This is a genomic window from Paraliobacillus salinarum (assembly GCF_014083865.1).
In the GTDB taxonomy this organism is placed as follows: domain Bacteria; phylum Bacillota; class Bacilli; order Bacillales; family Amphibacillaceae; genus Paraliobacillus; species Paraliobacillus salinarum.
Genome location: NZ_JACEFA010000006.1, coordinates 41,252 through 52,877 on the forward strand (window position 1 = coordinate 41,252; position 11,626 = coordinate 52,877).

The window sequence follows — 11,626 nt, forward strand, 5'->3', positions numbered from 1 at the left end:
GGGTGCAGTTCACTATTAACAGTGTCTTTTATCTTAACATATTTTATTCTTTTACTTCTTCAGGCACCTCTGTATTTAACTCCTTAGCAACACCTTCTGCTAAATCTGGAGATACACGGTAGAATTCCTTTATTTGTCTTGCGATAATTCGTTCATCTCGGACACCACTCATATGATCAGCGAAGTTCTTAATAAGTCGTTCTCGTTCATCATAATTCATAATATCACGAAATAATGCTCGTGGTTGCGAATAGTGATCGTCATTATCATAACTTACACTATCTGCAAAACCAGATACTTCGAATGGTTTGATTTTATTTTCTGGTGTTTCTTTTGGTCCATCGTAACTATTTGGTTCATAGTTGACAGAACCACCACCATTCCCGTCAAAACGCATGTTACCATCTCGTTGATAATGATTTACGTTTGATTTCGCACGATTTATTGGTAAGGCTTGATGGTTTGCGCCAATACGATAACGATGTGCATCAGAATAACTGAACAATCGACCTTGCAACATTTTGTCAGGAGAAGCTTCAATTCCAGAAACAAAATTTGCTGGTGACAATGCAGCTTGCTCTACTTCCTCAAAATAGTTATTTGGATTACGGTTAAGTACCATTCGTCCAACTTCAATTAATGGATAATCTTGATGAGACCAAACTTTTGTCACATCAAAGGGATCATAACGATAGTGTTGGGCATCTGCTTCAGGCATGATCTGAACCTTTAAGGTCCAAGAAGGATGATTTCCATCTTCAATTGCTTGGTATAGATCCTCTAAATGATAATCAGGATTTTCTCCTGCTAATTGATCTGCAAGCTTAGGATCAAGATTCTTAATTCCTTGATCTGTTTTAAAATGATATTTTATCCAAAATGCCTCTCCATCATGATTGACCCATTTGTATGTGTGACTTCCATATCCATTCATATGACGAAATGTAGCTGGAATGCCTCGGTCAGAGTGAAGGATAGTAATTTGGTGTAGGGATTCTGGAGAAAGAGACCAAAAATCCCAAGCCATATTTGGATCTTTTAAATGTGTCTTTGGATCTCGCTTTTGTGTATGAATGAAATCAGGGAATTTGATCGCATCACGAATAAAGAATACCGGCGTATTATTTCCGACTAGGTCGTAGTTCCCTTCTTCTGTATAAAATTTTACTGCAAATCCACGAGGATCGCGAACCGTATCTGCAGATCCTAATTCACCTGCTACAGTGGAAAAACGAATAAACATTGGTGTTTGTTTCCCTGCTTCAGATAGAAAGTCTGCTTTTGTATAGTTAGCTATATCATTATTAGTTACTTCGAAATAACCATGTGCACCTGCTCCTTTTGCGTGAACAACGCGCTCAGGTACACGCTCGCGATTAAAATGAGCTAATTTTTCTAGTAAGTGTACGTCCTGAATTAGTGTAGGGCCATTATTTCCTGCTGTAATAGAGTTTTGGTTGTCTCCGACTGGTGCTCCAGATGCTGTGGTAAGATCTTTTCTTGAATTACTCATTGTACATGTACACCTCTTTCTTAAGATTAACTAAATCCAATTATAATATAAACATTATAAAAATCAATATTTATTAATAATTATTATAAATAACAGGTAAAAAGTATGATTTTTTGAAAAGAAGAATGGGTTCTCTGGAAAATGCCAAGACACTACATACAAAAGGGGGTATATTCATTGCATCAGTTGGAGAAAGAATAGATCGTACATACATGATGTATGACAATAAATCAACATTTAAATAAACGGTGAAGTAAATAGGGTAGTTGTCTGAACCAATATCCTTAGTAACGGAATAGAATAAATAAGTCATTTGGATAGAGAAGAGGTGAGGATATCTTGTTAAGTGCTTTTGAATATATATTGATAGGTTTAGCTGCTTTTAGGTGTATGCGTCTGATAGTCTTCGATCTTGTCTCAATTAAATTGCGACAATACTTCCAAGTGGAAGAAGAGCACGAATTAGCAGATGGAACAGTTGAAGTAATCATAAGTGGAAAAGGTACAGGTTTTCGTTATATATTTGGTGAAATGCTAGCATGTCATTGGTGTGTAGGTATGTGGTCATCCATTGGTTTATATATAGGATATGTATTGGCTCCTGTGATTTTCACGCCGATCATTGGTGTCTTAGCAATTGCAGCATTAGCTGGTATCATACAAGTTATTTTAAGTAAGTAAAGAAGCGACTAAGCACCTGTTTAAATAGGTGTAGTCGCTTTTTATTAATGTAGAGGGTGATTAAACGTCATTATTTTTTTCAGTTTCATCTACTTGTTCATCTGTTTTGATAGCTGTTCCTGGAACTTCAGAAGTAATCACACTTTTTTTCTTTCTTTTCACTCGTCTTTTGCTGCAACCACAACCACCGGATCTACCTGTAGGTTTGGCTTTAATTACTCTGCGTTGTGACATAGTATTCTAACCTCCTTTTATAATAGGATATTAATGCTTAAAAAAATCAAGAAATTTAGTAAATGTTGATTTATTTTTTTCTTCTTGATTTAACGGGTGATTGCTTTTCGTATTTCCATAAGAGTTATGAATTTTTTCTTCAAGTAAAACTGTTTGACCATTGGGTTTAGTTTCTGCTTGTTCAGTAATTTTTTTAGTTTCGCTTGAAGGGTTCACAATAATCTCTTTATCTTTTTCGGATGACATAGTAGTCGCCTTTTTTTGGCTTGTAATCATCTTTTTAATTTGTTTTGGTGTTGTTTGTAAATGGAAAGGTTCAGGATTTTTATTTGTCTGTTTTTTTTCAGGGAGCATATAGGCTTCTTGATAAGACTTTAGATCTTTGAAATGGAAAGGTTCAGGTTGTGGAGTGACTTTACTATCTGTGTTGTTGACTCTTGAATGGTTTATAGTGGTTAAAAAATCAGCTTTATGAGTAATGGAGTCTTGTTGATTTGGTATTAAATTAGACATTTTGTACACCTCCTTATCCGATTGTGACTCTATTGAAAGCCAACGATTATATAAATGATAGATTGATAGAACATGGGCAGACATCTCTTTGAGTAGTAAATCTTGCAAATGATCAATTGTCATCGCATTAGTTTGGTTCTGTTTTAATTGCTTGTTTTCTTTAACCAATTCTTTATTTTCTAATTTTAATTTGTTTATTTTTTCTTCCATGCTATAGATTTCTTCTTCTAAACATAGAATCTGTGATGTTAATCTATCGTTTGTTTGCTTTAATTTCATATAGGCTTCACTTACGTCGTTCTGTTGATAGCTTTTAATTAACTTTTTATATCTTTTTAGTTGTAATAATAAATAACTTATTTCGTTTTTGTTGTGTTTCATCAATCGATCAGCTCCAACATTCTATACTAATGTATATATATGTTATGTCAGAATGAGTGTGCTTCTTTTATTAATAAAACTAAAATTCGTGATAGATACCTTTTTTATTTGATTTAATAGAAAATAGACTACTGTACAACGCAAATATAAGTTATTCACATATTTTAATAGCGTATGAAAAATAATCTATGTGAAGGAGTAGATAAGATGGAGAATCAAGCATTACAAGCGACACCAGAACTTCTCTGTTTTAATGCTGAGAAAGTTTATGATTGGGTAATGTTACAAGTTCAGTTTAGTCAAAATGTACCAGTCGCTGATTTAGGGACACTTCCAATTGATCCTGGTTCTGGAACTGTAACTAATATGTCCGTAAGATGTATATTAACAGATTCACAAGGTAATCCGTTGCCTCCAAATGCACAAGTTCCTGTTGAAGAAACGGCAGATAGACAAGATCGAGTGTTCGTTATTGATGGGAATCAAGTAACATTGCAACGTGTGAGCTTTGAAAAAACACTTTATGTAGTACTAGAATTTACAGGATATGATGGAACGACACCATTTGTAGAAATGTCTGATCCAATTGAGCTAACCATTCCTGAGTCAGTTTATTTATGTGCACCAGAAGGAACGAGGTTAGTAGTTCGTATTTCTGATCTGGAATGTAGTGCTAGTATCAATGTTGCAGCTGGGGCAATGGAAAGTGCAGACTTGTCATTAGATATTTGTCAAAGTGTTCAAACAGTTGCTGATGTTACGCTTGAGCTAGTTGCTGACTTCTGTGAGCCGAGAGATAACCTAATTACGGAAGAATGCCCGAATCCAATCATACCACCACAATGTCCAGTTGTTTTTCCAGGCGTAAATAACTAAGCAATTCATTAAGAAGACTATTTCAAAAGTTTGAGATAGTCTTTTCTTTTTTACAATAATTAATAATTTATTTTATATAACATAAATTTATATGAGGGAGGCGGTTGTATGAATGAATTAACACCTAAAATTGAAGAGAAATTAGAGGAATTAGATCTGCAAAGAGAAGCATTTATTTCAAAAATAAAGCGAGTAATGGCCAATAATCAAAAAATAGAATTAGAAAAAAATTTACTTGTCTATTTTTCTTATAGTTGTAATTTAACCAGCCTAAGGAATGAGGAGAACTATATTATAGGTAGCTTGATAATACATAATTATAGCTCACAGCCTATTAAGCAATTAACTATCGGACTTGTTGTTGACTCAGAACAGGTGTATCAGTTTACTGGAAAGTATGTGACAGATAATAGCCAATCAGGTCAAAAAACACCTGTAAATTGGAAGCGGATTTCCGACGATAACGATCAACACACTTATTGGTTTCAATGGATTGGTAAAGACCCCATTGCTTCTAATTCTACAGTTGCTTTTTCTAATTTTAGTTTAAGTTGGGAAAGTAATCATCCTTTTGCATGCTCTGTGAAAGGCTTTGTTTATACAGATGAATATAGGGATGGTGTGAAAAGCAACAACGAAATTAGCGTGCAACTCAGTTGAAATGAGGTGTGAAGAACAATGAATGAAGAGTTATTGTGGGAAAGGATAAGAAGTGAAGTAGATACATTATTTTCGAGCGAAAATTTAGATCAGGAAGCAATAGAAGACCTTATTTATCTCTTACTTTTAAAAAGAATGTATAACAAAGATAATGATCGATTTAAATCAATCAATGAGTGTGAATCAAATGTTTTAAGCCAAATTGAACGGATAATGAGGAAAGATAAGGATAGCTTTGAAAGTGTACTAGGAGATTTAAATAAGATTTTCAATTAAAAGGAGGGTGAATCTATCTTCCTTTTTTCTTTTGTCTCTAAAAACATGCTACAATAAGTGGAACATCGATAAATAAGGTGTGAAAGATATGATGACGAAAAGAATGAAAAAGAAATGGATAAAGACTATTAATCTAACTATAGGTACTGCAGGTATGATAGCTTTGGTACTTGTACTCGTTACATTTGTAGCGAATGAGCGGTTTAGTGAATTATCAAATGAGCCATCCAATGCTTATCCACTTACAGAAAAGGTCCTTTCTTATCAACCATTAGTTGAAAAGGAACTTGCGAAAGAGAATAAAAAAGAATACACAGCGGTGGTTTTAGCTTTGATGATGCAAGAGTCTGGTGGCAGAGGAGATGATCCGATGCAAGCTTCAGAAAGTGCATGTGGAAAAATTGGCTGTATCGATGATCCTAAAGAGTCAATCAAAAAAGGGGTTTCTTATTTCATTGATACATTGGAAGCAGCAGATGGTGATCTCGAATTAGCGCTACAATCGTATAACTTTGGTCTAGGATTCATTAACTATGCGAACAAGCAGGGGGAGGGCTATTCTTTACCGTTAGCGATTGAATTTTCCCAGATGAAATATCAGGAACTTAAAGATACAGGTATTTATAGTTGTTTACGAGAAGAAGCAAAAGCTTATAATGCATGCTATGGTGATATCTATTATGTAGATGCGGTTTCAAAATACTTTCCCAAAGCATTAGAATTTACAGAGAAAAAAGTGGAAGTAGCACAAGTCTCATTAGCTAGAAAATAATTTTGTGAAAAACTCGAAATTTGTCGAGTGTATATTGTAAACTATTCTTAATCTAATAACGAAGGGGTTGTACGTATGACAAAGAAAGTATATTTTAATCATGATGCTGGTGTGGATGATCTAGTTTCCTTATTTTTGTTAACACAAATGAAAGATATAGAGCTTACTGGTGTATCAGTCATTCCGGCTGATGGTTATTTAGAGCCCGGTACAGATGCTAGCCGAAAAATTATTGATCGTTTTTCAGATTATCCTGTAGAGGTAGCTAAATCCAATTCAAGAGGAGAGAATCCTTTTCCAAGTGATTGGAGAATGCACACATTTGTCGTTGATGCGTTACCAATTTTAAACGAAAGTGGTGAGATGAAGACACCATTAAGTTCAATGCATGCGCATCATCATATGGTAGAGAAGCTATTACAAACAGATGAAAAGACAACGCTTCTATTTACTGGACCGTTAACTGACCTAGCTAGAGCGTTAGACGAGGTGCCAGAAATAGAGGATAAAATTGAAAAACTAGTTTGGATGGGTGGAACTTTTCAAGAAGTAGGGAATGTACAAGAACCAGAGCATGATGGTACAGCAGAATGGAATGCTTTTTGGGATCCTGCAGCAGTACAACGTGTTTGGGCTAGTGGAATAGAAATAGAAATGATCGCATTAGAAAGCACGCAGCAAGTGCCATTAACATTAGATGTTCGACGGAATTGGGCAGCATTAAGGAAAGATGAAGGTGTCGACTTCCTTGGTCAGTGCTATGCAGCGGTTCCGCCACTTGTACATGTAGAAACGAACTCAACTTATTATCTTTGGGATGTGTTAACAACTGCCTATATAGGAAAGCCTGATTTAGTGAAGACTAAAACAGTTAAAAGTAAAGTGTTAACACAAGTTCCAAGTCAAGGAAGAACAATTGAATCTGAAAATGGGAGAGAAGTGAGCGTAGTATATGATGTCGCTGCTCAAGCATTTTTCGATTATATTACTGCATTAGCACAACAAGTAAAATGAGGTTGGTGAACAAGATGAAACGCGTAATTATAGATACAGATACAGCTGGGGATGATACGATTGCATTGTTCATGGCTTTACATCATTTTCAAGTAGAAGGTGTTTTGATCACTGGTGGTAACGTTCAATTTGATCAAGAAGTAGAGAATGCGTTATATACTATTGAAGTCGCGGGTAAAGGTGGGGAAGTTCCGGTTTTTAAAGGACACGAAACACCAATTTTGCAATTCGGAAGTGAGAAACACGTAACAGTGGAAGATGTGCATGGTTCAGATGGAATGGGAGGCGCTAATTTTCCAAAAGCAAAGCAACAGCCTAAATCAGAACATGCGGTAGATTTTTTAATTCGTAAAGTGCATGAAAACCCAGGGGAGTTATCTATTATGGCGATTGCTCCATTAACAAATATTGCAATGGCGTTGAAAAAAGATCCAACCATTGCAACAGAAATAAAAGAGATTTTTATTATGGGTGGTACAAATAATTACTTAGGGAATATTACTCCAGCAGCAGAGTATAATTTCTATGTTGATCCAGAAGCTGCACGGATTGTTCTGCATTCTGGCATACCTTTGACAATGGTTGGTTGGGAAATGTGCACACAATATTCTGTTATGAATGATCAAGATCATCAGGATATTGAACAACTACAAACAAAAGGTTCTGATTTCTTTATTAAAATAAATGAAGTAGTAAAAGAATTCAATAAAGCGGTGCATCGATTAGATGGAACAACACACCCGGACACCTTGTTAATGGCAATTGCAGCGGACGAAGCGGTGATGACCAAATCGACGAACTATTATGTCGACATTGAAACAAAGGGAGAGTTAACAAGAGGATATAGCCTTGTCGATATAAATGGCAGATTAGAACAGCCAGCAAATGTACGTGTTTGTGAAGAAGTGGATCGAGATCGTTTTAAGACGGCACTGTTAAACTGCTTAAAGGAAATTCAATAAAATAAAAAGGGAAGAAAATTCTTCTCTACTAGAAACAAAACCCGGTATCGCTTCATTACGACGATACCGGGTTTCTCTATATTACATAAGGGGAGGGAAGATTATCCTTTAAAAGCGTTACGATATACTTCAGCTAACTCAGTTACAAGCGGTAATTTAGGGTTTGCTGTTGTACATTGATCTTCAAAAGCACGATCAGCAAGGTAATCTACTTTTGCTTCAAAATCTTTTTTCGTAACACCGTTTTCTGCAATGCTCATTGGAATATTTAATTCTTTTGCTAGGCTATAGATTGCTTTAATTAAGCTCTCTACACCTTCTTCTGTTGTATTTGCAGGTAATCCTAATTCTTTAGCAATTTCAGCGTAACGTTTGTCTGCAATGAAATGCTCATACTTAGGGAATGACACAAACTTCGATGGTTTCTGCGCATTGTAACGAATGACATGTGGCATTAGAATTGCATTCGCACGACCGTGTGCAATATGGAATTCAGCACCTAATTTATGTGCAAGACTATGGTTAATACCTAAGAATGCATTGGCAAACGCCATTCCGGCGATAGTAGAAGCGTTATGCATTTTTTCTCTTGCTAATTCATTACTACCATCACGGTAAGCTTGTGGTAAATATTCAAATACAAGCTGAATCGCTTTAATTGCAAGACCATCTGTGTAGTCGTTTGCCATATTAGAAACATATGCTTCAATTGCATGCGTTAATACGTCCATACCTGTGTCTGCTGTAACAACTTTAGGTACAGTCATCACAAATTGTGGATCAATAATCGCTACATCAGGTGTTAATTCATAGTCTGCTAACGGATATTTCACATTATTTTCTTTGTCTGTAATAACAGAGAATGATGTTACTTCAGATCCTGTACCAGAAGTTGTAGGAATTGCAACAAACTGAGCGCGTTGTCCTAATGATGGATATTTATAAGCACGCTTACGGATATCTAAGAATTTTTGTTTGATACCGTTAAAGTCTGTTTCAGGGTGCTCATGGAATAACCACATACCTTTAGCTGCATCCATTGCAGAACCACCACCAAGTGCAATAATAACATCTGGTTGGAAAGCATCCATTGCTGCCGCGCCACGCATAACTGTTTCTTTTGATGGATCTGGTTCTACATCTGAGAAAATTTCACAGTGTACATAATCCGGGCGCTTACGTAAGTGATAAAGTACTTTGTCAACATAACCTAATTTAACCATCATATCATCTGTAACGATAAATGCTTTAGAGATTTTAGGCATTTTAGCTAAATATTGTACAGAATTTTTTTCGAAATAAATTTTTGGTGGAACTTTGAACCATTGCATATTAACATTCCTTCTTGCCATTTTTTTCACGTTAATTAAGTGAACTGCTCCTACGTTAGTTGAAACAGAGTTACCACCGTATGAACCACAGCCAAGTGTTAGTGAAGGCATATATGCATTGTAGATATCACCAATTGCCCCTTGTGAAGATGGAGCATTAACAATGATACGTCCAGCTTTCATTCTTGCACCAAAAGCATCGATGACATTTTGGTCGGCAGAGTGGATTACTGCTGAGTGTCCTAATCCACCAAATTCTAGCATCTCTTCACATCTTTCAAGCCCTTCTTCACTGCTGTTTACTTTATATGCAGCAAGAACAGGACTTAATTTTTCACGAGAAAGTGGGTGGTCAGGTCCAACTCCTGTTAACTCTGCAACAAGAATTTTTGTGTTTTCAGGAACTTTTACTCCTGCCATTTCGGCAATTTTAACTGGTTTCATTCCTACGATTGCAGGGTTTACAGCACAAGTATCTTCATTGATTACTAGTTTTTCTACTTTTGCTTTTTCAGCAGGGCTCAAGAAATGAACACTGTTATCAATCATCTCTTGTTTTACTTCATCATAAATTTCTTTATCGACAATAATCGCTTGCTCAGAAGCACAAATCATACCATTATCAAATGTTTTTGATAAAATAACGTCATTTACTGCACGTTTTACGTTAACTGATTTTTCAATATAACAAGGTACGTTTCCAGCACCTACACCTAATGCAGGCTTTCCAGAACTGTAAGCTGATTTAACCATTCCAGGACCACCAGTTGCTAAAATGGTTGCTACACCGTCATGTTTCATTAATGTTTGAGTTGCTTCAATAGAAGGCTTTTCAATAAATTGAATGCAATTCTTTGGCGCCCCAGCTTTTACTGCTGCTTCGTATACAATTGTTGCAGAAGCGGCACTACATTTTTGTGCTGAAGGGTGAAAAGCAAAGATAATTGGGTTTCCTGTTTTTATTGAAATAATAGATTTAAATAAAGTTGTTGATGTTGGGTTTGTTACTGGAGTAACTCCTGCAACCACCCCGATTGGTTCAGCAATTTCTACTAATCCTTCGTGCTCATTATCACTAATTACACCAATTGTTTTGTCGTATTTCACATTATGGTAAACATACTCAGTTGCAAAGATATTCTTAATAATTTTATCTTCATAGACTCCACGTCCAGTTTCTTCAACAGCCATTTTTGCTAGTTGCATATGCTGGTCTAATCCAGCTAAAGCCATTTCTTTAACGATATGATCTACTTGCTCTTGATTAAGTTTTCTCATTTCCGATAAAGCTTCTTGTGCGTTACTTACTAATTTGTCAATGCTTTCTGCAACAGTTACTTCTTGTTTCTTTTCTACTTTTGAGACCATGTTATTACCTCCTAATTATTATGTGAATGATTGAGCATGATAACTCAAAAAAATAATTAACTAATTTAGCGACGGGTTACGAGGGACTTTGACAAAAGATACATCTTTGATCATGCGTGTGTTTGGCTTAATTACCACGACATAATGTTTTGTCCAAATAAAATTTGGTATATCTTGATTATCTTCAAAACACATTGCTTCAAATGTATCACCAACTTGCTTTTCGAAGTGCTCCTGTGTATAAGATTCGGCATCTGTACTAAAGTCTTTCCACTGATGTAAAATCATATTTTATCACCCCTTCGCTCTTTCTGATTACATCATAACACCTGTTAACGCTTACAAAACATTGGCTTTGTGACAAGTTTGTGAAATGTTTCACAATAAAACGCTATCATTAATTTTCTCTAAAAATTAAGCGTTGCCAACGTGTTTTTATACAAAAATCAGTATATTCATACGATGTATATGGGTGCTTAAATAGAAATAAAACACAGATAAACTGTGTTTTATTTATGTAAATCTAAATGATGAACTTCTGCATCACGTGTATTTTTCAGTCGAATCTCTGTAGGCGTGATTTTTAATACTGTATAATTTGGGTCATCAGGGCCTTTAAACCATGGCTTTAAATGATCATTCCATAACTTTTCTTTCATTACGGTTTCCTGATGAATGGAAGCTTCACCTTCTATTTCTAGATATTCATCCCGTCTTCCATCAAAAGTATAGCCGATTAAGATGTGGACGTGGGGATTACTTTCTATATCTTTTACTTTATGTGTCTTTTTATTTGTTGCTGTATATAAGATAAGTTCATCATGGAAAAAAGTCATGTAACGTGAATAGGGCTTGTTATCTTCAACCGTAGCTAGTGTGCCAATTTGGTGATCATCAAGAATCTTGAATACCGTTTCTTTCATTTTTTGTTTGTCCATTTTATTTAACCTCCAAATTTCTTCTTTACATATTATTAGGAAAGAAATTGGATTTATACATAGATTATTGTAGGCGATTAACAGAATTCAGTGCGAGAACAAAATAT

The 11,626-nt window shown here is 35.4% G+C and carries 13 protein-coding genes; 7 read left to right on the top strand and 6 right to left on the bottom strand.

The genetic code is table 11. From position 1 onward, the window contains the following. Positions 1-43: 43 nt before the first annotated feature. Positions 44-1,513: a catalase gene (locus tag HP569_RS07855; RefSeq protein WP_182200619.1), complete on the bottom strand. Its 1,470-nt coding sequence runs from the start codon at positions 1,511-1,513 to the stop codon at positions 44-46. Between the two features lie 363 nt (positions 1,514-1,876). On the opposite strand from HP569_RS07855, the gene HP569_RS07860 reads away from it, so the two are divergent. After that, positions 1,877-2,194, top strand: coding sequence for a DUF1360 domain-containing protein (locus tag HP569_RS07860; protein ID WP_281366447.1), 318 nt, complete (start codon positions 1,877-1,879; stop codon positions 2,192-2,194). A 60-nt stretch (positions 2,195-2,254) separates the two neighbouring features. Here HP569_RS07860 and HP569_RS07865 read toward each other — a convergent pair whose 3' ends face one another. Further along, positions 2,255-2,428 (bottom strand): hypothetical protein, encoded by a 174-nt coding sequence (locus HP569_RS07865; protein ID WP_182200621.1) that lies wholly within the window; start codon positions 2,426-2,428, stop codon positions 2,255-2,257. Between the two features lie 30 nt (positions 2,429-2,458). Next, positions 2,459-3,322 (bottom strand): hypothetical protein, encoded by an 864-nt coding sequence (locus HP569_RS07870; protein WP_182200622.1) that lies wholly within the window; start codon positions 3,320-3,322, stop codon positions 2,459-2,461. Between the two features lie 174 nt (positions 3,323-3,496). Here HP569_RS07870 and HP569_RS07875 point away from each other — a divergent pair, with 174 nt between their 5' ends. The 6 genes from HP569_RS07875 to HP569_RS07900 all read left to right on the top strand — a co-directional run bounded on the left by HP569_RS07875 (position 3,497) and on the right by HP569_RS07900 (position 7,882). Continuing rightward, positions 3,497-4,198: a BMQ_0737 family morphogenetic spore coat protein gene (locus tag HP569_RS07875; RefSeq protein ID WP_182200623.1), complete on the top strand. Its 702-nt coding sequence runs from the start codon at positions 3,497-3,499 to the stop codon at positions 4,196-4,198. 108 nt (positions 4,199-4,306) lie between these two features. Beyond that, a complete protein-coding gene (locus HP569_RS07880) occupies positions 4,307-4,858 on the top strand; it encodes a hypothetical protein (RefSeq protein WP_182200624.1) in 552 nt (183 codons plus the stop codon). An 18-nt stretch (positions 4,859-4,876) separates the two neighbouring features. Then, complete coding sequence (locus tag HP569_RS07885; protein WP_182200625.1) at positions 4,877-5,134, top strand: hypothetical protein; 258 nt, start codon at positions 4,877-4,879, stop codon at positions 5,132-5,134. A gap of 88 nt (positions 5,135-5,222) precedes the next feature. Beyond that, positions 5,223-5,906 (top strand): lysozyme family protein, encoded by a 684-nt coding sequence (locus HP569_RS07890; RefSeq protein ID WP_246367005.1) that lies wholly within the window; start codon positions 5,223-5,225, stop codon positions 5,904-5,906. Between the two features lie 75 nt (positions 5,907-5,981). Then, a complete protein-coding gene (locus HP569_RS07895) occupies positions 5,982-6,920 on the top strand; it encodes a nucleoside hydrolase (protein WP_182200626.1) in 939 nt (312 codons plus the stop codon). A gap of 14 nt (positions 6,921-6,934) precedes the next feature. Then, positions 6,935-7,882: a nucleoside hydrolase gene (locus tag HP569_RS07900; RefSeq protein WP_182200627.1), complete on the top strand. Its 948-nt coding sequence runs from the start codon at positions 6,935-6,937 to the stop codon at positions 7,880-7,882. 101 nt (positions 7,883-7,983) lie between these two features. Here the strand turns inward: HP569_RS07900 and adhE are convergent, their stop codons facing one another. The 3 genes from adhE to HP569_RS07915 form a co-directional block, all read right to left on the bottom strand. Further along, on the bottom strand, positions 7,984-10,581 hold the full coding sequence (gene adhE, locus HP569_RS07905) for a bifunctional acetaldehyde-CoA/alcohol dehydrogenase (RefSeq protein ID WP_182200628.1): 2,598 nt from the start codon (positions 10,579-10,581) through the stop codon (positions 7,984-7,986). A gap of 60 nt (positions 10,582-10,641) precedes the next feature. Further along, a complete protein-coding gene (locus tag HP569_RS07910; protein ID WP_182200629.1) occupies positions 10,642-10,869 on the bottom strand; it encodes a hypothetical protein in 228 nt (75 codons plus the stop codon). A gap of 221 nt (positions 10,870-11,090) precedes the next feature. Beyond that, on the bottom strand, positions 11,091-11,519 hold the full coding sequence (locus HP569_RS07915; protein ID WP_182200630.1) for a pyridoxamine 5'-phosphate oxidase family protein: 429 nt from the start codon (positions 11,517-11,519) through the stop codon (positions 11,091-11,093). Positions 11,520-11,626: the final 107 nt, after the last annotated feature.

Bases quoted from the DNA above. Each gene is read 5' to 3' on its own strand.
- HP569_RS07880 (WP_182200624.1), top strand. From the start codon at position 4,307: ATGAATGAATTAACACCTAAAATTGAAGAGAAATTAGAGGAATTAGAT.
- HP569_RS07875 (WP_182200623.1), top strand. From the start codon at position 3,497: ATGAAAAATAATCTATGTGAAGGAGTAGATAAGATGGAGAATCAAGCA.
- HP569_RS07910 (WP_182200629.1), bottom strand. From the start codon at position 10,869: ATGATTTTACATCAGTGGAAAGACTTTAGTACAGATGCCGAATCTTAT.
- HP569_RS07865 (WP_182200621.1), bottom strand. From the start codon at position 2,428: ATGTCACAACGCAGAGTAATTAAAGCCAAACCTACAGGTAGATCCGGT.
- HP569_RS07915 (WP_182200630.1), bottom strand. From the start codon at position 11,519: ATGGACAAACAAAAAATGAAAGAAACGGTATTCAAGATTCTTGATGAT.
- HP569_RS07885 (WP_182200625.1), top strand. From the start codon at position 4,877: ATGAATGAAGAGTTATTGTGGGAAAGGATAAGAAGTGAAGTAGATACA.
- HP569_RS07895 (WP_182200626.1), top strand. From the start codon at position 5,982: ATGACAAAGAAAGTATATTTTAATCATGATGCTGGTGTGGATGATCTA.
- HP569_RS07900 (WP_182200627.1), top strand. From the start codon at position 6,935: ATGAAACGCGTAATTATAGATACAGATACAGCTGGGGATGATACGATT.
- adhE (WP_182200628.1), bottom strand. From the start codon at position 10,581: ATGGTCTCAAAAGTAGAAAAGAAACAAGAAGTAACTGTTGCAGAAAGC.
- HP569_RS07890 (WP_246367005.1), top strand. From the start codon at position 5,223: ATGATGACGAAAAGAATGAAAAAGAAATGGATAAAGACTATTAATCTA.
- HP569_RS07855 (WP_182200619.1), bottom strand. From the start codon at position 1,513: ATGAGTAATTCAAGAAAAGATCTTACCACAGCATCTGGAGCACCAGTC.
- HP569_RS07870 (WP_182200622.1), bottom strand. From the start codon at position 3,322: ATGAAACACAACAAAAACGAAATAAGTTATTTATTATTACAACTAAAA.